13 protein-coding genes and 1 riboswitch are annotated in these 19,527 nt (G+C 72.8%); of the genes, 6 read left to right on the forward strand and 7 right to left on the reverse strand.

The window, feature by feature from the left end:
* Positions 1-124 precede the first annotated feature (124 nt).
* From BGP73_RS08085 to BGP73_RS08110, 6 genes are all read right to left on the reverse strand, one after another.
* Entirely contained in the window at positions 125-907 is a 783-nt protein-coding gene (locus tag BGP73_RS08085; RefSeq protein ID WP_069813205.1) for an enoyl-CoA hydratase, read from the reverse strand.
* The gene (gene mmsB / locus BGP73_RS08090) at positions 904-1,833 is read right to left on the reverse strand and encodes a 3-hydroxyisobutyrate dehydrogenase (RefSeq protein ID WP_079127401.1); all 930 of its coding nucleotides are present in this window, start codon (positions 1,831-1,833) and stop codon (positions 904-906) included. Before mmsB ends, BGP73_RS08085 begins: the two co-directional genes overlap by 4 nt.
* Positions 1,830-2,903 carry an enoyl-CoA hydratase/isomerase family protein gene (locus BGP73_RS08095; protein ID WP_069813207.1) on the reverse strand — a complete coding sequence of 358 codons (1,074 nt, stop codon included), beginning with the start codon at positions 2,901-2,903 and terminating at the stop codon, positions 1,830-1,832. Before BGP73_RS08095 ends, mmsB begins: the two co-directional genes overlap by 4 nt.
* A complete protein-coding gene (locus BGP73_RS08100; protein ID WP_170837788.1) occupies positions 2,900-4,057 on the reverse strand; it encodes an acyl-CoA dehydrogenase family protein in 1,158 nt (385 codons plus the stop codon). Before BGP73_RS08100 ends, BGP73_RS08095 begins: the two co-directional genes overlap by 4 nt.
* Positions 4,054-5,553 carry a CoA-acylating methylmalonate-semialdehyde dehydrogenase gene (locus tag BGP73_RS08105; protein WP_069813209.1) on the reverse strand — a complete coding sequence of 500 codons (1,500 nt, stop codon included), beginning with the start codon at positions 5,551-5,553 and terminating at the stop codon, positions 4,054-4,056. The genes BGP73_RS08100 and BGP73_RS08105 overlap by 4 nt, the downstream gene beginning before the upstream one ends.
* Positions 5,554-5,933: 380 nt before the next feature.
* A riboswitch (cobalamin riboswitch) is annotated at positions 5,934-6,104 on the reverse strand.
* 234 nt (positions 6,105-6,338) lie between these two features.
* Complete coding sequence (locus BGP73_RS08110) at positions 6,339-6,890, reverse strand: GNAT family N-acetyltransferase (protein WP_107473993.1); 552 nt, start codon at positions 6,888-6,890, stop codon at positions 6,339-6,341.
* Between the two features lie 284 nt (positions 6,891-7,174).
* On the opposite strand from BGP73_RS08110, the gene BGP73_RS08115 reads away from it, so the two are divergent.
* Positions 7,175-8,713: an SDR family oxidoreductase gene (locus tag BGP73_RS08115; protein ID WP_069813213.1), complete on the forward strand. Its 1,539-nt coding sequence runs from the start codon at positions 7,175-7,177 to the stop codon at positions 8,711-8,713.
* Between the two features lie 243 nt (positions 8,714-8,956).
* Here BGP73_RS08115 and BGP73_RS08120 read toward each other — a convergent pair whose 3' ends face one another.
* The gene (locus BGP73_RS08120) at positions 8,957-11,242 is read right to left on the reverse strand and encodes an MMPL family transporter (protein ID WP_441350751.1); all 2,286 of its coding nucleotides are present in this window, start codon (positions 11,240-11,242) and stop codon (positions 8,957-8,959) included.
* Positions 11,243-11,459: 217 nt separating this feature from the next.
* On the opposite strand from BGP73_RS08120, the gene BGP73_RS08125 reads away from it, so the two are divergent.
* The 5 genes from BGP73_RS08125 to BGP73_RS08145 all read left to right on the forward strand — a co-directional run bounded on the left by BGP73_RS08125 (position 11,460) and on the right by BGP73_RS08145 (position 19,497).
* Positions 11,460-12,800, forward strand: a complete 1,341-nt coding sequence (locus BGP73_RS08125) for an FAD-dependent oxidoreductase (RefSeq protein WP_079127334.1) — start codon at positions 11,460-11,462, stop codon at positions 12,798-12,800.
* A gap of 26 nt (positions 12,801-12,826) precedes the next feature.
* Positions 12,827-13,825, forward strand: coding sequence for a prenyltransferase (locus BGP73_RS08130; protein ID WP_079127335.1), 999 nt, complete (start codon positions 12,827-12,829; stop codon positions 13,823-13,825).
* Positions 13,826-13,838: 13 nt separating this feature from the next.
* Positions 13,839-15,446, forward strand: a complete 1,608-nt coding sequence (locus BGP73_RS08135; protein ID WP_069813220.1) for a class I adenylate-forming enzyme family protein — start codon at positions 13,839-13,841, stop codon at positions 15,444-15,446.
* On the forward strand, positions 15,443-16,819 hold the full coding sequence (locus BGP73_RS08140; RefSeq protein ID WP_069813959.1) for a protoporphyrinogen/coproporphyrinogen oxidase: 1,377 nt from the start codon (positions 15,443-15,445) through the stop codon (positions 16,817-16,819). The genes BGP73_RS08135 and BGP73_RS08140 overlap by 4 nt, the downstream gene beginning before the upstream one ends.
* A 284-nt stretch (positions 16,820-17,103) precedes the next feature.
* On the forward strand, positions 17,104-19,497 hold the full coding sequence (locus BGP73_RS08145) for an ATP-binding protein (RefSeq protein ID WP_139134541.1): 2,394 nt from the start codon (positions 17,104-17,106) through the stop codon (positions 19,495-19,497).
* Positions 19,498-19,527: the final 30 nt, after the last annotated feature.

A 19,527-nucleotide genomic window follows, 5' to 3' on the forward strand; every position in this document is an offset into this window, starting at 1 on the left:
CACTTCGGTCGTCACGGGCCGCCGAGCGCCGTGCACCGCCCGACCGCGGCACCGACCTCCCTCTCCGGGGCCCCCAGGCCCGGGCGCCCCGGAGAGCTCGCCCCTCCGAGGCGCCCGCGGCCGGTCAGCGGTGGGTGAAGTCCGGCGGCCGTTTGTCGACGAACGCCGCCATACCCTCCTTCTGGTCAGCGGTCGCGAACACCGCGTGGAAGAGCCGGCGCTCGAACCGCACGCCCTCCGCGAGCGGGGTCTCGAAGGCCCGGGCCACCGCCTCCTTCGCCATCATCGCCACCGGCAGGGACATCTCCGCCACCGTCTCGGCGACCGCCAGCGCCTCGTCGAGCAGCTCGCCGGCGGCCAGCACCCGGGAGACCAGGCCCGCCCGCTCCGCCTCCGCGGCGTCCATCGTGCGCCCGGTCAGGCACATCTCCATGGCCTTGGCCTTGCCGACCGCCCGGGTCAGCCGCTGCGAACCGCCGATGCCGGGGATGACGCCCAGCTTGATCTCCGGCTGCCCGAAGACCGCGGTGTCGGCGGCCAGCACGATGTCGCAGAGCATCGCGAGCTCGCAGCCGCCGCCCAGCGCGTACCCCGAGACCGCCGCCACGGTCGGCGTCCGCAGCGCGCCGAGCCGGTCCCAGGCGGCGAACCAGTCGCTCAGGTACATGTCCATGTAGCTCTGCGGCCGCATCTCCCTGATGTCGGCCCCGGCCGCGAACGCCTTCGGCGAGCCGGTGATCACGATGCAGCCGGTCTCCGGGGAGCGGTCGAGCTCCTCGGCCGCCGCCACGACCTCCGTCATCACCCGAAGGTTGAGCGCGTTGAGCACCTCGGGCCGGTCCAGGGTGAGCAGTGCGGTGCGCTTCCGGCGCTCGACCCGGATCGTCTCGTACCTCGCCACGGTCATGTGCTCTCCCCCTCCGCCACGGCGTTCCGCGCCGACTGCGCCCTGATCTCCCGCACGATGCCGGAGAAGTCCTGGTCAGCACCGCTTCCCTCGGCGAACGACGCGTACAGCTCGGCGGCCCGCAGGCCGAGTTCGGCGCGTATCCCGCCCGCCCGGACGGCGTTGGCCGCCAGCCCCAGGTCCTTCGCCATCAGCGGTGCGGCGAAACCGGGGCGGTAGCCGTGGTTGGCGGGGCTGGCCGGGACCGGCCCCGGCACCGGGCAGTTGACGCTCAGCGCCCAGCACTGCCCCGAGGCGGTCGAGGCCACCTCGAACAGCGCCTCGTGGGAGAGGCCCAGACTCTCCCCCAGGACGAACGCCTCACTCACCGCGATCATGGAGACGCCCAGGATCATGTTGTTGCAGATCTTCGCGGCCTGCCCGGCCCCGGCGCCGCCGCAGTGCACCGCCTTGCGGCCCATCACCGCGAGCACCGGCTCGGCCTCGGCGAAGTCGGCCTGGTCGCCGCCGGCCATGAAGGTGAGGGTGGCCGCCTCTGCTCCGACGACGCCGCCCGAGACCGGCGCGTCCAACGCCCGCATCCCGGCGGCCGCGGCGGCCGCGTGGGCGGCCCGGGCGTCGCCGACGTCGATCGTCGAGCAGTCGACGAAGAGCGTGCCCGGCCGGGCCCCGGCCAGCAGCCCCTCACCCCCGTACAGCTCCAGCACCTGCCGCCCGCCGGGCAGCATGGTGACCACCAACTCGGCCTCGGCCGCGGCCAGCGCCGCCGAACCGGCCACCTCGACCCCGGCTGCGGCGGCCGCTGCGCGCAGCTCGGGCACCAGGTCGTAGCCGACGACCCGGTGGCCGGCCCGGACGAGGTTGGCGGCCATCGGGCCGCCCATCCGGCCCAGGCCGACGAAGCCGATCGTGCTCCGCTTGCTCACCACGGCACCTCCTGTGGGTTCACGGTTGTCCGGAGGCGCAGTTCGCCTCCGGGGGGCGGGGCGAAGAAGCGAGCCACCTCCGCCTCGGTGACCTCGGCCGGCGTCGGCGGAGACCAGCGCGGGCTGCGGTCCTTGTCGATGACCTGGGCGCGGATCCCCTCGACCAGGTCGGGCGAGGAGAGTGCGGCGCAGGAGATCCGGTACTCCTGTTCCAGCACGCGTTCCAGCGGGCCGAGCCGCCGGGCCCGGCGCATCGCGGCCAGCGTGACCTTCAGCGCCGTCGGCGACTTCTCCGCCAGGGTGCCGGCGACCCGCGCGGCCGCGGGATCACCGTGCCCGCGCAGCCGGGCGATGATTTCCTCGACGCTCTCCCCGCGGTAGCAGGCCCTGATCCAGGGCCGGTGACCGTCCAGTTCCCCCGGCTCGGGGTACCGGGCGTACGGCTCCAGCGCCTCCGGGACGGGCAGCGTGGCGAGGTCGCGCAGCAGTCCGGGGAGCGCCGCGGAGGGCACGAAGTGGTCGGCCAGGCCGCACAGCAGGGCGTCGCCGGCACCGATCCGCTCACCGGTCAGCGCCAGGTGCGTCCCCAGTTCACCGGGGGCCAGCCCCAGGAGGTAGGTGCCGCCGACGTCCGGCACGAAACCGATCCCGGTCTCCGGCATCGCGATCACCGAACGCTCGGTGACGATCCGGCAGGCGCCGTGCGCGGAGACGCCGACCCCGCCGCCCATGACGATGCCGTCCATCACGGCGACGTACGGCTTGGGGTAGCGGGCGATACGGGCGTTGAGCCGGTACTCGTCCCGCCAGAACGCGGTCGAGGCGGTGCCGCCGGCGCGGGCGTCCTCGTAGATGGCGCGGATGTCGCCGCCCGCGCACAGGCCCCGCTCCCCCGCCCCGGTGAGCACCACCGTCTCGACGGCCGGGTCCCGCTCCCATGCGGCCAGCGCCTCGTCGATCCGCCGGACCATCGCGTGGGTCAGGGCGTTCAACGCCTTCGGCCGGTTGAGGGTGAGGTAGGCGGCGCGCCCCTCGGTGCGCAGCAGCACCGAGTCGTCGGCGGCGCTCACCGGAACGCCTCCGTCAGGCCGCGGGCCACGATGACACGCATGATCTCGTTGGTTCCTTCCAGGATCTGGTGGACCCGGAGGTCGCGGACGATCTTCTCGATGCCGTACTCGCTCAGGTAGCCGTAGCCGCCGTGGAGTTGCAGCGCCCGGTCGGCCACCGAGTAGCCGGTGTCGGTGGCGAAGCGCTTGGCCATCGCGCACAGCTGCGGGGCCGCCGGGTCGTTCCGGTCCAGCGCCTGGGCGGCCTGGTGGAGCAGGGCGCGGGCGGCGGCGAGTTCGGTCGCCATGTCGGCGAGCCGGAACTGGATCGCCTGCGCGTCCAGCAGGCGCCCGCCGAACGCCTCGCGGTCGGCGAGGTGCGCCAGCCCGCGGTCCAGGGCGCTGCGGGCGCCGCCGAGCGAGCAGGCCGCGACGCCGAGACGTCCGCCGTTGAGGCCGTTCATGGCGATCCGGAAGCCCTCGCCCTCCCGGCCGAGCAGCCGGTCCGCCGGTACCCGGACGCCGTCCAGCACGACCTGGCGGGTGGGTTGGGCGTTCCAGCCCATCTTCTTCTCGTTCGGGCCGAAGGAGAGCCCCGGATCGTCGCGGTCCACGACGAAGGCGGAGATCCCGCGGGGCCCATCACCGCCGGTGCGGGCCATGACGATGTACAGCTGCGAGGCGCCGGCGCCGGAGATGAACTGCTTGACGCCGGTGAGGAGGTAGTGGTCGCCGTCCCGCACCGCGCGGGTGCGCAGGGCGGCGGCGTCGGAACCCGCCCCGGGCTCGGTCAGGCAGTAGCTGCCCAGGTCCTCCATGGTGCACAGCCGGGGCAGCCAGCGGTCCCGCTGGTCCGCGTCCCCGTAGTGGTCGATCATCCAGGCGACCATGTTGTGGATGGAGAGGTAGCCGGCGATGGAGGGGCAGCCGGAGGCCAGCGTCTCGAAGACGAGCACGCCGTCGGCCCGGGTGAGGCCGCTGCCGCCGGCCTCCTCCCGCACGTAGACACCGCCGAGGCCCAGGCCGGCCGCCTTGCGGAGCACCTCGAGCGGAAAGTGCCTCTTCTCGTCCCAGGCCACGGCGTGCGGGGCCAGGTGGTCCTGAGCGAAGTCCAGGGTGGTCTCGACCAGGGCCTGCTGGTCCTCGGTGAGGAGGGTGGTGGACACGGCGCTCATCCCATCGTCGGGATGGTGAAGCTCGCGCCCTCCTTCGCCCCGGAGGGCCAGCGCGAGGTGACAGTCTTGGTCCGTGTGTAGAAGCGGACGGCGTCCGGGCCGTGCTGGTTGAGGTCGCCGAAGCCGGAGCGCTTCCACCCACCGAAGGTGTGGTAGGCGACCGGCACCGGGATGGGGACGTTGACCCCGACCATGCCGGTGTTCACCCGCCGGGTGAAGTCCCGGGCGGTGTCCCCGTCCCGGGTGAAGACGGCGACGCCGTTGCCGAAGGCGTGCTCGCTCGGCAGGCGGAGCGCCTCCTCGTAGTCGGCGGCCCGCACCACGCAGACCACGGGGCCGAAGATCTCCTCCTGGTGGATGCGCATCTCCGGGGTCACCCGGTCGAAGAGGGAGGCTCCGGCGAAGAAGCCGCCCTCGTGCCCTTCCAGCGTGAAACCCCGCCCGTCCACGACGAGTTCCGCGCCCTCCTCGACGCCCAGGTCCACGTAGGAGCGGACCCGGTCCACGGCGTCCCGGCCCACCAGCGGACCGAAGTCCGCCTCCGGGTCGTCCGAGCGGCCGATGCGCAGCCCGGCTATCCGGTCCTTCAACCGCTCCACCAGGGCGTCGGCGGTGCGCTCACCGACCGGCACCGCGACGGAGATCGCCATGCACCGCTCGCCGGCCGAGCCGTAGCCCGCGCCCAGCAGCGCGTCGACGGCCTGGTCGAGGTCGGCGTCCGGCATCACGATCATGTGGTTCTTGGCCCCGCCGAAGCACTGGGCGCGTTTGCCGTGCGCGGCGGCGGCCGCGTAGATGTGGGCGGCGATCGGGGTGGAGCCCACGAAGCCGAGCGCGCCGACCCTCGGGTCCTCGATGAGGGTCTCGACGGCTTCCCGGTCGCCGTTGACGACGTTCAGCACCCCCCGGGGCAGCCCCGCCTCCAGGAAGAGCTCGGCGAGCCGCAGCGGTACCGAGGGATCGCGCTCGGAGGGCTTGAGGATGAAGGAGTTCCCGCAGGCGAGAGCGGGGGCGGCCTTCCACAGCGGGATCATCGCCGGGAAGTTGAACGGGGTGATCCCGGCGACGACGCCGATCGGGGAGCGCAGCGAGTGGACATCGATGCCCGTCCCCGCGTTGTCCGTGAACTCCCCCTTGAGCAGGTGCGGGATACCGGCGGCGAACTCCACCACCTCCAGGCCGCGCTGGATGTCGCCGTGCGCGTCGGCCAGGGTCTTGCCGTGCTCGGCGGAGAGCATCCGTGCCAGCGAGTCGCGTTCGCCCTCGACGAGTTGGAGGAAGCGCAGCAGGACGCGGGCGCGCCGCTGCGGGTTCCACTCGCCCCAGCCGCGCTGCGCGGTGACGGCGTCGGCGATGGCCGCTTCGGTCTCGGCCCGTCCGGCGAGCGGGACCCGGGCCTGGACGGTGCCGGTGTTGGGGTCGTGGACGTCGCCGAAGCGGCCCGAGGTGCCTGGGGTGCGTGCGCCGCCGATGAAGTGTGTCAGTTCGCGGACCATGGGTGCCTGCTCTCGTCAGGTGGGAACCGGGGATGGCACGGCCGGCCCGGCAGACGGCACCGGTCGGTGCGCTGCGGGAGGGGCGCGTTCGGGTTCCCCGAGGCACGAGGAGCGGGCCTGGTGCACACGTGTGCCGCGCCGGAGTTCCACGGACGGGATCTACCGGGACTTCTCGGCGTGCGAGACCGCGCGCACGGGTGCCAGCACCGCGGTGCCGCGGAGCTCCGAACGGCGCACCCCAGGGGTCAGCCGTGGGACGCGAAGGCGGCGCGGAGCCGCCGAAGAGCGGTGGATACGCGCTGGATCAGGCGGGTGCCGCCGGATCGCCGGGATCGCGGGTACGGACCGGTGCCATGCGTGTCTGCTCCATCCTCGTGGACAACACGGAACATTCCGCGGCCGGTATCCTGACTCCCGGATCCCCGCGCACCGCCCGCCTTCCCGGCAGACCTCGCCAGTGGCGTGTGGACGGCGGCACGCTCCCCGGTCACAGTGGCGGGACCGTGCCGGACTCACACCGGCTTCCCTGCACCGCGGACCTTGGGCACGAAGATATAGTTGGACGTCCTAGTAAGTCCACCCCCCATCTTCGGGCCGACCCCGTCCCACCACCGGCGCCCGCCCGGGAACGCCGCTCGGCGGGTGCCTCTCAGCAGCTCAGCCGGCGGCCCGGGGCGAAGGATCGCGACGGTCGTGACTTCGGACCAGGCGCACCCCGCCCGGCTGAGCCGGCCCGGCGACGGGCCGAGGGCACCGGACCGTCAGGGACACCGCGGCTCGCCTACTCAGCGGCCGACGGCCCGCTGGGCTCCGCTCGGCAGGCGGTAGACCACCCTGCGGCGGAGCGGCCCGTCGGGCACGTTCGGGTCGTCGAAGTCATCGGCGGGGTCGTGGGTCATGCCGAGGCGGCGCATCACCGCCCGGGAACGCAGGTTGGTGGCCGTCGTGAAGGCGAGGATCTCCGGCAGGGCGAGCGTCTCGAACCCGAAGGCGAGGACAGCTGCCGCGGCCTCGGTGGCATAGCCGTGCCCCCAGGCCGAGCGGGCCAGCCGCCAGCCGGCCTCCACTCCGGTGAAGGACGCCTCCTCGTCCACCGGATCCAGCCCGGTGAATCCGACGAACTCGCCGGTGGCCCGCACCTCCAACGCCCACCAGCCCCAGCCCCGCCGGTCGAGATCGGCCTGGAAACGGGCGGCGGACGCCATGCTCTGCTCGCGGCTGAGCACCCCGGGGAAGAACTCCCGTACCTGCGGATCCGCGTTCATCGCCGCCCACGGGGCGAGATCGCTCTCCCGCCAGGAGCGGAGCAACAGACGGTCGGTTCGCAGCTCAGCCATCACGCCACCCTAAGCACCGCCCCACCGGCTCCGCCATCGGATTACCCGCCGGGAAACGACTGCCGCCCAGGGGGATTCGGGCTACCGACCGGTGCACCTCCCGGGCCGGATCGCGACACGGGCCGGGGAGCGCGCCGCGACGCCGCCGGAGAGATCGCTGCCGGAGCACACCCGCCCCGCCGGGTCACCAGTCCGGCCTACCGAACGCCCGCACCGCGCCCCCAGCCGCCCGGAGCGGGCGAGAATCGGTTGTACCCCCGGCACCGGACGGACGGAAGGCACCCATGGAGGCGGACACCGCGCCCCCCGCCCAGCGGATCCTGGTGACCGGCGCGAGCGGGTACATCGGCGGACGCCTCGTACCACAGCTGCTCGACGCCGGATACCGGGTGCGGTGCCTGGCCCGCTCGCCGGAGAAGCTGCGGGACCACCCCTGGGCCGGACGGGTCGAGATCGTCCGGGGCGACGTGACCGACCCCGGTTCGCTGGACGAGCCCCTGCGCGGCGTCGACGTCGCCTACTACCTCGTCCACGCCCTCGGCAGCGGGTCCTCCTTCGAGGAGACCGACCGGGAGGCGGCCCGCGCCTTCGGCGACCGCGCGCGTGCCGCCGGGGTCCGGCGCCTGGTCTACCTGGGCGGGCTCACCCCCGGGGGCGTGCCGGAGTCGGAGCTCTCCCCGCATCTGCGCTCGCGCGCCGAGGTGGGGCGCGTCCTGCTCGCCTCCGGTGTCGAGACCGTCGTCCTGCGCGCGGCGGTCATCATCGGCTCCGGTTCCGCCTCCTTCGAGATGCTGCGCCACCTCACCGAACGGCTCCCGGTAATGGTCACCCCCCGCTGGGTGCACACCAGGATCCAGCCGATCGCGGTCCGCGACGTACTGCGCTACCTCGTCGGCAGCGCCCGGATCCCGCCCGGGGTCAACCGCGCGTTCGACATCGGCGGGCCGGACATCCTGACCTACGAGGGCATGATGCGGCGGTACGCGGAGGTCGCCGAACTGCCGCACCGGCTCATCCTGCCCGTCCCCATGCTCTCGCCCGGCCTCTCCAGCCTCTGGATCGGACTCGTCACCCCCGTGCCCCGCTCCCTCGCCAGGCCGCTCGCGGAGTCCCTCCGGTACGAGGTGGTCTGCGCCGAGCGCGACATCGCCGAGTACGTGCCCGACGGCCTCGGTGAGCCGCTGCCCTTCACCGCCGCCCTGGAGCTGGCCCTCCGCAAGGTCCAGGACGCGGAGGTCTCCACCCGGTGGTGCTCCGCCGCACCGCCCGGCGCGCCCAGCGACCCGCTGCCCACCGACCCGGACTGGGCGGGCGGCAGCCTGTACACGGACCACCGCGAGGCCACCGTCGACGTGCCGGCCGAGAGCCTGTGGGAGGTGATCGAGGGCATCGGCGGGGACAACGGCTGGTACTCCTTCCCCCTCGCCTGGGCCGTGCGCGGCTGGCTCGACCAGCTCGTCGGCGGGGTCGGGCTGCGCCGCGGCCGCCGCGACGCCCGGCGGCTCCGGGTCGGCGACTCGCTCGACTTCTGGCGGGTCGAGGAGATCGAACCGGGTGCGCTGCTGCGGCTCCGGGCCGAGATGCGGCTGCCCGGGCCGGCCTGGCTGGAGATGCGCGTCGACCAGGACGCCGAGGGACGGGTCCGCTACCGGCAGCGGGCACTCTTCCACCCGCACGGGCTGCTCGGCCACGCCTACTGGTGGAGCGTCGCCCCCTTCCACGCGGTGGTCTTCGGCGGGATGGCCCGCAACATCACGCGGGCGGCGGCGAAGCGGGCGCGCCCCGAGGCGTCGGATGCTCCGGCCGCCACCCGCTCGTCCTGACCCACGGCCCGGCCGGGGATCAGACGGTGGGTCCACCGCGCGCCCCATCTCGGTCAGGCGGGTTCGACGGGGAGCCACGGGCCCGCGGCTCGGGAGGGCGCCGGACGGTCCCACCGGAGGCAACTCGCGGTCCGTCGCTGCCGACAGGACCCAGCCGGCCCGCGCCCCGCGCCCACGCCCGGAGAGGGCGGTGGCGGACGGGGCACGGGCCGGCTGGTGGACGAGTGCTGGTGTGTAGTGGGCCTACTCCTCCGAGTCCGTAGGGGCGTACTCGCGGGCGGCCCCGCCAGCGGGTGCGGCCGCTGGGACCGGCGCGGGAGGCGGAGCGGTGGCGCCGGACTCGTGGAGGCCGATCCTGGCGTGGAGGGCCCGCAGTGGCCGGGGGGCCCACCAGTTGCCGCGGCCGAACAGCCGCATGAAGGCCGGCACCAGACTGCCGCGTACGAGCGTGGCGTCCATGAGGACCGCCAGCGCCAGGCCTATGCCGATGGCCTTGAGGTACACGATGCCGGAGATCACGAAGCCCAGGAAGACGATGGCGATGAGGACGGCGGCCGAGGTGATGAGCGAACCCGTCCGGCCCAGCCCGTAGGCGACCGCCAGGCGGTTGTCGCCGGTCCTGTCGTACTCCTCCTTGATGCGGGACAGCAGGAACACCTCGTAGTCCATCGACAGGCCGAAGGCGATGCAGAACAACAGCACCGGCACCGTCCAGGTGATGGAGTCGGTGACCACGAAGTCGCCGACGATGCCCTCCAGATGGCCGTTCTGGAAGCCCCATACGAGGACGCCCAGCGTGGCGCTGAGGCTGAGGCAGTTGAGGATCAGGGCCTTGAGCGGAAGCAGCAGACTGCCGGTGAAGAGGAACAGGACGATGAAGGAGCTGACGGCGATCCAGACCAGCGCCAGCGGCAGCCGGTCGTTCATCGCCTTCATCGAGTCGGTCAGTTCGGCGGCGGGACCGCCGACCTGGACGTCGTAGGGCGCCGGCGTCTCCCGGATGTCCGCGACGAGTTCCCGGCCCTTCTCCGAGAGGGACTGGCTCTGCGTCACGACGGACAGGTAGGTGCTGTCGTCCGTGCCGAAGCGGGCCGAGGCGGCTGAGGCGGGGGCGATGCGGTTTCCGTCGGCGAAGGAACCGGCCTCGCTGTCGACGCGGGCCACGTTGGGCAGCCGGGAGAGCCGCTCGGCGTACGGAGCCACCTCGCGGTCGGCCGTGCCCGGGGTGCCGCTGAGGACGACGTTGAGCGCCTGGGTCTCCTGGGCGTCGAAGTGCTGTCTGATCTCGTCGCCGAACTGGCGCGACTGGGTGCCGGTCGGCAGGACCCGCTCGTCCTGCAGGCTCATCCGCAGGTCGAGGAAGGGCGCCCCGAGGACGAGCAGCACCGCGATCACGGCCACGGCGACCGGCAGCGGGAACCGCATCACGGTCAGGGCGAGGCGGTGCCAGAAGTTCTGGGTCTCCGGGCGCTGGGCCGAGGCGGTCCTCCGGCGGAGGACCCGGCCCTTCTCGATGCGCGGCCCCAGCGCCTTCAGCAACGCCGGCAGGAAGGTGACGGCGAGGAAGGCGGCCAGCAGTGCCGTCGGGATGCCGGCGTAGGCGAAGGAGCGCAGGAAGTAGAACGGGAAGACCAGCAGCGCGGCGAGCGCCAGGGCCACGGTGACGGCGGAGAACAGGACCGTGCGGCCGGCGGTGCGCAGGGACGCGGCGATGGCCTCGTCGGTGTCCATGCCCAGGGCGAGTTGCTCCCGGTAGCGCTTGATGAGGATCAGGCTGTAGTCGATCCCGAGGCCGAGTCCGAGACCGGTGGCGACGTTGGTGGCCAGGACGGAAACGTCGGTGAAGAGGATCAGTACGCGCAGCGTCAGCAGGACGGAGACGATCGTCAGACCGCTGACCAGCAGTGTTACCAGGGTGGCGACGGCACTGCGGAAGACGAAGAGCATCACGATGATCAGGATCGGGAAGGTGATCATCTCGATCTTGATGAGGTCCTGCTCGGTCGTGTCGGTGATCTCCTGGTTGGCGAGCGCGCTGCCGCCCACCTTCACCTGGAGTCCCTCGACCTTCCCCTCGTAACTCGGCTGGATCCGCTCGAAGGTCTGCTGGACCTCGTCCTCGTCACCCGAGATGCGCGCCATCACCAGCGCGCGGTCGCCGTCGCCACCGCGCAGCGACTCGGCCTTCCCCAGCGACCAGTAGGAGACGACCTGCTCGACGCCCTTCTCGTCGGCGAGCCGCTCCGTCAGGCGCTTGCCCGCGGCGGCGACGTCGGGCGAATCGACCCCGCGGTTGTCCGTGACGAGAAGGTTGAAATTGGGGGCGCCCGCGTGAAACCGCTCGTGCATGACTTCCGAGGTCCGGGCCGACTCCGTGGAACTGTCGATGAATCCGCCAGTGGAGAGTTTCTGAATAACCCCTCCACCGAGGGCTCCGGCAATCAGGAACAAAGCCGCGGACAGATACAGCAGTAATTTACTGTGGCGGACCGACAGCCGAGCCAATCGTGCCAACATCCGTGAGACCAAACCCTTCGTCGGGCGGCACCTGCCGGGAATCTCGTCGCGCTGGGGCCCACAGCAGGATCATCGTGGCACAACAGGGTATGACGCGGGCGGCGTTCTGAACCATGGCAACAACTTGCTCATCTGTTCTGTCATCCCCCTGCTATTTCAACATCACTTGGCCCGCCCTACGTTGCGCTGTACGACAACCGAGCACATACGCCCCTGTGGAGGCGGAAACATGACGGAACGCGGTAAAACTGCCGTCGTCGGCGGCGGTATGGCCGGCTGCGCTGCTGCCAAGGAGCTACTCAAGGCCGGACGGGAGGTCGTCGTCTACGAGGCGTCGCCCGGACTCGGCGGCAGGGCGAGGTCCTGGCACCGGCCCGAGATCGAGCCGGATGTGGGGGTGAACCTCTGGTTCACCAGCTTCTACAAGCTCATGTTCGAACGTATCCGCGAGTACGGTCTCGAGGACCAGCTCGTGGAGATGTCGAACAACGTGATCGTCGTGGACGAGGGCCGTCCCGCGGAGCTTCTCTCCGACTCTCTGCTCAGCCTGTTCCGGTACCCGCACGTACCGATGCGCGACCGCATCAGGTTCCTGACGGCGACCGTGCGGGAGACCTTCAGGCGCAAGCAACTGGACATCTTCGACCCGTTGAAGCTGGCCCCCTTCGACGACGGCACCACCGCCGCGGAGTACGGCGAGCGGATTCTCAGCCGACGCGGGTTCGACAACCTCCTCCGCCCGGAGATCGAGTCCTTCTGGCTGTGGCAGTGCGAGGAGGTCTCCGCGGCGCACGTGAGGGCGATGCAGGCGCAGGTCGCGGGTGCCAAGTTCTACGTCTTCCGGCACGGAATGGAGGTCATCGCCGAGCGGAACGCGGAAGGGGCCGACATCCGGCTGGAGCACGAGGTGACCGAACTCCAGGTCATCGACGGCCGGGTGCACATCTCCGCGCGCGGCGCCGACGGCACGGTCGCCACCGAGGAGTTCGACGACGTCGTCGTCGCCACGACCGCCCCGGTCGCCGCCAAGCTCACCGCCGCCCTGCCGACCGGGATCGTCAGCCAGGACACCCGCGAGTTCCTGGAGTCGCAGCGGTACGAGCCGGCGCTGTCGGTGTCCTACCTGGTCGACTTCAGCAGCATGCCCTCCGAGGCGCACATCGTGGCGGCCGGCGCCGAGGACCCGCCGGTCAAGACCATCATCACCTTCCCACGGCAGGTCCGGGACGAGCAGGGTCGGCCGGTCGACAAACACCTGGCGTTCATCTACCCGGGCCGAGCCGTCAGCCGACGGCTGCTGGGCCTGTCCACGGAGGAGCAGTTCGCCGAGACGAGCAGGCTCGTCACCGAACTGTGGCCGGACTTCCCCGCCGACGCGGAGCCGTTCCAGATCGCGGAGCGGCCGCATGCGATGCCGGTACCGGAGCCGGGCCGCTACCGCAGGTCCGCCCGGGTGATCCGGCAGCAGCGCGGGCCCGTGGTCTTCGCGGGCGACTTCTTCACCTCGCCCATCTCGGAGGCCGCGATGCTCTCCGGCATACGGGCGGCCGAGACGCTCACCACCGCCTGAGCGCGACGCCGGACTGGGAGACGATCATGGACCTGTCCACGTCCGCCGAACGGCCCACCACCGTGCCGGTGCGGGGCGGCCCGGCGCGGCCCGGGGGCCCGGCGTCCCGGCTGCGGGTGTACCTCCGGCTGGCCAAGGCCTCGTTCCTCCTCGACTACTACCTCAGCGTCGCCGTGGTGCTGACGGCGCTGGTGCCGCATTCCCCGATCACCGGGGCGGTCCTGCTCACCGTCGTCCTGTTCATGCTGGGCCAGCTCGGGGTGGTCTCGGCGGTGATGTCCTTCGACGACGTCAACGGCTTCCTCGACGGGAGCGACCGGGCCAACTACGTGGGGGCCGACGGCGAACCGCTGCGACCGCTGGAGCGGAAGCCCCTGCTGACCGGGGCGCTCACCCTGCGCCAGGCCACCCGCTTCGGCTTCCTCGCCCTGGCCTGGGGTGTGGCGCTGTGGTCGATCACCGCGGCCCAGGCGGTACACCGGCCGTGGTGGGCACTGGCGGTGACCGGCCTGGTGCTCGCCACGAGTTGGCAGTACTCGTACGGCTTGAAGCTCAGCTACCGGGGGTGGGGCGAACTCCTCATCGCCGGCTGCCCGACGGCCATCGTGGCGGCACCGTACGGCTACCTCAGCGGCCACCTGCCGTCGCTGGTGCTGGTCGAGGCTCTGCTGTTCGGTCTCTGGCAGATCCTCGTCTCGGCCTACTCCAACACCAAGGACATCGACGGGGACGGGGCGGTCGGCCGCAGCACGGTGGCGGTACGCACCTCGGAGCGCGGCAACCTCCGGTTCATCGGCGCGCTCACCGCCCTCGACCTGCTGCTGATCTGCGGCCCGGCCGCGGTCGGCTGGACCCCTTGGTGGACGGCTCCGGTGCTGCTGCCCGTCATCGCACTCCGGTTGCGCCAGTTCACCACCTTCCGGCGCGGGGGCGACGCGCTGCTGGCTCGGAGGCGAGGAGTGGTGGCGTTCCGAACCGGTGTCGCCTGCCTGGTCCTGGTCAACCTCATCCAGCTGGCCCGATAAGGGAGATGAAGACATGAGCAGCAAGGACGGCCCCCTGTCACTGGGGTCGCTGTTCGACGTCCACGCCGAGCGTGGCTGCCGGACCCGTTTCCATCTGAGCAGGCCGTTCGACATCGCTCCCGGAGGCGGCACGGAGTACGACAGCGCGGAACTCGCCGCGCTCGTCGAGAGGGCGTCCGGGTGGCTGTACGCGACCGGCGCACGAGCCGGGGACCGGATCGCCATCGCCAAGGACAACCACTGGGACTACCTCGTCCTCGCCTGTGCCGCCGCCCGGTTCGGCGCGCTCCCGGTGCTGGTGTCGGGGGCGCTGCCGCCGGAGACGCTGCGGACGGTGCTCGACCGGGCGGCGGCCCGGGTCCTGGTCACCACCGCGGCCGTGCTCGACCGCGCCGCGGAAGCCGGCGCGGACCTGAAGGGGGCGGCCGAGCGCACCGTCTGCCTCGACGAGCCCGCGCCGGGTGCCGTCTTCGCGCCCGAACTGGGCGGCGGCCCCGTGCCGGCGCCCGTACGCACCGCCTCCTACGAGCCCATGGTGGCCACCCACACCTCGGGAACCACGGGCGCGCCCAAGCTGGTGGTCCACTCGGCTGACACGATCATGGGACACCTGGGCCGGACCGAGTCGCTGCCCTGGCCCATCGTCGGCATGAAGCCCTGGGACACCGTCGCCACCGCCACCCCCTACAACCACATGCGCATGATCACCTGGAGCGCGGGGACGCTGCGGCTGGCACCGCGCCGCGCGCTCGTCCTGCACGGACCGGACCGGGAGTCGGCCGTACGGATGTTCCGACGGCACCGCCCGACCTACCTGGAGGCCGTCCCGGCCACCTACGGGGCCTGGGAGGAACTGGCCGGCGACTCCGAGGGGCTGTTCGCGAAGGTGCGGCTGTACGTCAGCACCTTCGACGCCATGCACCCGCCGACCGTGCGCCGCTTCCTGGCGGCCAGCAAGCGGCCGTTCGCCGGCTGGCTGCAGGGCTGGGGGCAGTCCGAGACCGGCCCGATGACCTTCCGCCTGCTCACCCGCCGGGCGCTGGCCGCCCGCGGCGAACGACACCCGACCACGCGCGACGTGGGACGGCCCATCCCCGGGTTCACCGGTATGCGGGTCGTCGACCCCAAGACGATGCAGCGAGTGCCGGCGGGGACTCCCGGCCTGGTCCTCGCCCGCACCAACGGGCGGTGCATCGGCTACCTGGGCGAGGAGGACCGCTGGCAGGGCAAGGCGCTGGGGCGGTGGTGGAACACCGGCGACTGGGCCGTACGCACCCGTACCGGCGCGTTCCGCCTCCTGGACCGCGAGGTCGACCGGGTTCCCGGAATGAGCTGCATCGAGGTCGAGGACGTGCTCGCGGACCGGCTGCCCGACCTCCTGGAGGCCGTGGTACTGGCCGTCCGGGGCGGTCGGCCGCTGCCCGTGGTGTGCACCCGGGACGGCGCGCTGCCACCTGAGGAGTGGCGGCGGGCGACCGAGGACCTCCCGGATATGGACGAACCCGTCCTGATGCCCTGGGAGGCGCTGCCCAGGACGAGTACCGGGAAGGTCCGCCGCCTCGAACTGCGCGAGCGTCTCCTCGCCGGGGCCGGCACCTTCGGAACGGGGCGGTGGACGTGACGCGGACGGATACCGGCGGCGGAGTACCGAATCCGGACGACGAGGTGGACGTCGCCGTCGTGGGAGGCGGGATCGCCGGGCTCACAGCGGCCCACCGGCTCCGGGAAGAGGGACGCCACCCGGTCGTGTTCGAGGCGGAGGACGCCGTCGGCGGTCGGATGAGGGCCCGTCGGGTGGACGGGTGGACGGTGGAGGAGGGTACGGAGACCCTCGCGACCGCCGGCTACCCGGCGACCTGGCGGCTCGTCCGGGAGGTCGGCCTGGACTCCGACGGCCAGGTGCTGAAGGTGCGCAGCCTGTCGGGCGTGTGGCGGGACGGCCGGGCGCACGCCGGTACCGGCCACTGGGTGGGCGCACTCACCGGTGCCGGACTCTCGCTGGGCGGCCGCATGGCGCTGGCCCGCCTCGTCGCCTCCCTCCTGCGGTCCGCCGGCCGGTTCGACACCCGGCGCCCCGGCGAGAGCCCGCTGGGCACCCGGACCGTGGCTGACCTGGCGGCGGGCCGACACCGGGAACTGCTCGACTACGTCCTCCAGCCGGCGGTGAGCACCGGCTGGGGTTGGGACCCCGAACGCTCCTGTGTCGCACCGCTCGTGGCGACGATGATCGCCACCCGCGGACTGCTGGGCTGGCGTACGTACCGGGACGGCATGGACGCACTCGCCAGACGGATGGCCGAACGCCTCGACGTCCGCTGCGGCAGGCCGGTCGTGGAGGTGAAGGAGAGCGGCTCCGGGGTCCGGCTCGGCTTCGCCGACGGGACCGCCCTCACCGCCCGCGCGGTGGTGCTCGCGGTGCCCTCCCCGCTGGCGAGGGCGCTGTATCCGGGGGCGCCACCGCACGAGGAGCGCTTCCTGCGCGCGGCGACCTACGCGCCGATGATCCGGGTGACGTGTCCGGTGGACCGGCCGCTCTCGGCACCGCAGCGACGCGGCACGCCGCGGACGTACGCACTGCTGGTGCCCGACTCCGAAGACGGCTACATCAGCGGGCTCACCTTCGAGCACCTCAAGGCCCGCAACCGGGCTCCGGACGGACACGGACTGGTCAGTGTCCTCACCTCGCCCCGTGCGACGCGGGAGTTGCTGCACCTGACGGACGAGGAGATCACCGGGGCGGTGCTGCCGCGGGCCGAACGGTACGCACCCGGGCTCGGTGCGGCGCTGCGCGGCGCCTCCGTGCACCGGCACCCGCACGCGGCCCCCGAGGCCACCCCGGAGGCGCTCCGGTTGCACAGCGCGTTCCTCGACCGCCAGGCCGGCGGGGTGGAGTACGCGGGCGACTGGGTCTTCCAGCGACCGACCAGCGAGGCGGCCGTCCAGTCCGGTGAACTGGCGGCCCGCCGACTCCTCACCGGCGTCCTGCGGGGATGAACCCAGGGCGCTGACGCCACGCCGGGCCCCTCCGTGAACCTCCGAGGAACGCCCGTTAACGTAACGCAAGCCACACGGCCTCGTCCGGCTTTCCGGCCGGACGAGGCCGCATCGCGTGATAAGCGTGGTGACCGGTCGCTTCTGCCCGCCGGCGGCACACGTCGCCGCCACGCCGCTCGCCTGCCCCTTGGCCCTTCCTTGAACGGCGTCTGATCGTTCCTTGGCCGCCGGCTGTGACCCTCGCTGCCCTGCGGCATCAGTCAAGGGGGAAGTGAGGGGCCATCATGGTGCTCAATCGCGGCGATGCTCGACACCCGAGGGACCGCAAGGCCGATGTGTCGGGGGTGGGACAGCAGGGCCGCTACACCCTGACCCCCCTGATCGGCATGGAGGAGGAACTCGCCGGGCTGGAGGCGCGGGTGCTCTCCGACAGCTCCCGGGTGCTCGCCCTCGTCGGCCCCACGGGGGTGGGCAAGACCCGCCTGTCGGCAGCGCTGTTCGAGAATGTCGTCGGTGAGTTCGCCGACGGGGGCTGCCGCGTCGAACTGGAGAGCCTGGACGTGCCGCGGGACGGCAGCGGCCTGAGGGAGGCCATCGCCGCCGCCCTGGGGCTCGGGGCGCACCCGGTGGACGCGCTGCGCGACCGCGAGTTCCTGCTCGTGCTGGACTGCGGCGGCCCGCCCCCGCGGGGCTGCGCCCCGCTGGTCGCGGAGCTGGCCGACAGCGCACCGCGGCTGCGCGTGGTCACGGCCGCCACCCAGGCGCTGGGCGTGTACGGGGAGCGCAGCGTCATCCTGGCACCGCTCGCGGTCCCGCATCCGGAGGACGCGGCGGAGCTGGAGCGGCTGGCCCGGGTCCCCTCGGTCGAGCTGCTGGTGCACCGCACCCGCGCTGTGCGCCCTGGTTTCCAGCTCACGGAGGAGAACCGCGCCGCCGTGGCGGAGCTGTGCGTCCGGCTGGACGGGCTGCCGCTCGCCCTGGAACTGGCGGCCTCCCGGCTGAAGGTGAACTCGCCGGCCTCGCTCCTGGCGGAGCTGGACGACTCCTCCGACGCGCTGCACGGCTCGGCGGCCGACACGATGTCGCGCCACCTCAGCATGCGGAGCGCCGTCGAGTACGGCCAGGCCGGACTGTGCGCCGAACGTCTCACCTTCCTCATCCGACTCGCCGTCTTCGCCGGCGACTTCGACTGCCTGGAGGTCAGCGGTGTCCTCGGCCTCTCCGCCCAGGACGCCCAGGACTCGCTGGCGGACCTCCTCGACCGCAGCCTGCTCCTCTCCCGAGAGCAGACCGACGGCAGCGTGCGCTTCCGGATGCCGCGGCACGCCCGCCCCTTCGCCCTCGAACGGCTCACCAAGGACGGCACGCTGGAGGCGATGTCCACGGCGCACGCCGCCTACTTCCAGCGGCGGGCGCTCGCCAACCTCGGGCTGCTGAGCGGCCGGAAGCAGTCGTTGGGGCTGGAGCGGCTCGACCGTTGGCGCGAGGAGGTCCTCGCCGCGTTCGTCTTCCTGAGCACCGCCGGCGACCAGGAGGACGCCGCCCGCCTGGCCACGGCGGCGCTGCCCTACTGGCTGATGCGCGGCGAGGCCCGCCCGGCCGTGGACCGGTTGGTCCGAGTCCTCGACGCGGACGGGGAACTCTCCCAGGCCACCCGTACCGCCCTGCTGGCAGCGCTCGGCACGGCCGGTCTGCACGCCGGGGCTCCCGAGGAGGCGGGGCCGCGACTGCGGGACGCCCTGGAGGGGTACGAGGCGGCGGGCGACCGGGCACCGGCCGCACTGACCCGGGTACGGCTGGCCCGGCTCGCCCAGATCCGGGGCGATGTGGGCGAGGCCGCCTCGCTGGTGGAACGCGCCGTGGCGGCGTACCGGGAGTCGGCGGACGCACGGGGGCTGGCCTCGGCACAGGCGTTACTGGCGGAGGTCCGCCGCGACCAGGGCGAGACCGGCGAGGCGCTGCGGCTGGCGGAGGAGTCCGCCAGCACCCACGAGACGCTCGGTGACCGACGGGCCGCGGCTCTCGCCAGGCTGACCTGGGCCGGGCTGGTAATCGACCGGGGGGAGGCCGACCGGGCCGAGGAGGCCGTCCGGGAGTCGATGCGCGTCCTGGACGCACTGCGCGACATCCCGTCGACCGCGGCAGCGCTGCGGGTGATGACCGCGGTGATCGTGGGGCGGCACGGGCGGGCGAAGGAGGCGTGGGAGCGGGCCGCGCTGCTGCTCTCGGCGGCCGACGCCATCGAGGCGGCGACGGGCGGGGGGCCGCTGCACCAGCCGGCGGCCTACCGCTCGGGGCTGCTCGCGACCGCCCGCGAACGCCTCGGCGAGGCCGCCTGGGAGACCCAGCGTCGCCGGGGGGCCGCGCTCACCGCGCACGCGGCCGCCGTCCAGGCGGCGGAACCCATCCGGCCGCTGGTCAACCCACTGCAGCCGGCGGCCTCGGACGCCCTCACCCGCCGGGAGCAGGAGGTCGCCGCGCTGGTCGCGGAGGGGCTGACCAATCGGGAGGTGGCCAGCAGGCTCGGCATCGCGGAGTGGACGGCGGTGAACACGCTGCGGCGGGTGATGCGCAAGCTGGACTGCGCCTCCCGGATCCAGGTGGCGAACAAGGTGCTGCGGTCCCCCACCGACGGGCTCGGCGACAGCGACACCACCTTCCTGGCGATGTCGCCGTGACCGGCGTCCTCCGTCCGGACGGCCCTCCGG

This window comes from Streptomyces sp. TP-A0874 (assembly GCF_001748085.1).
Taxonomy (GTDB): Bacteria; Actinomycetota; Actinomycetes; order Streptomycetales; family Streptomycetaceae; genus Streptomyces.

What these genes read in the sequence shown, in the direction of transcription:
- BGP73_RS08085 (WP_069813205.1), bottom strand. Translation starts at nt 907, where the DNA reads ATGACCGTGGCGAGGTACGAGACGATCCGGGTCGAGCGCCGGAAGCGC.
- BGP73_RS08100 (WP_170837788.1), bottom strand. Translation starts at nt 4,057, where the DNA reads ATGAGCGCCGTGTCCACCACCCTCCTCACCGAGGACCAGCAGGCCCTG.
- BGP73_RS08105 (WP_069813209.1), bottom strand. Translation starts at nt 5,553, where the DNA reads ATGGTCCGCGAACTGACACACTTCATCGGCGGCGCACGCACCCCAGGC.
- BGP73_RS08110 (WP_107473993.1), bottom strand. Translation starts at nt 6,890, where the DNA reads ATGGCTGAGCTGCGAACCGACCGTCTGTTGCTCCGCTCCTGGCGGGAG.
- BGP73_RS08115 (WP_069813213.1), top strand. Translation starts at nt 7,175, where the DNA reads ATGGAGGCGGACACCGCGCCCCCCGCCCAGCGGATCCTGGTGACCGGC.
- BGP73_RS08125 (WP_079127334.1), top strand. Translation starts at nt 11,460, where the DNA reads ATGACGGAACGCGGTAAAACTGCCGTCGTCGGCGGCGGTATGGCCGGC.
- BGP73_RS08130 (WP_079127335.1), top strand. Translation starts at nt 12,827, where the DNA reads ATGGACCTGTCCACGTCCGCCGAACGGCCCACCACCGTGCCGGTGCGG.
- BGP73_RS08135 (WP_069813220.1), top strand. Translation starts at nt 13,839, where the DNA reads ATGAGCAGCAAGGACGGCCCCCTGTCACTGGGGTCGCTGTTCGACGTC.
- BGP73_RS08145 (WP_139134541.1), top strand. Translation starts at nt 17,104, where the DNA reads ATGGTGCTCAATCGCGGCGATGCTCGACACCCGAGGGACCGCAAGGCC.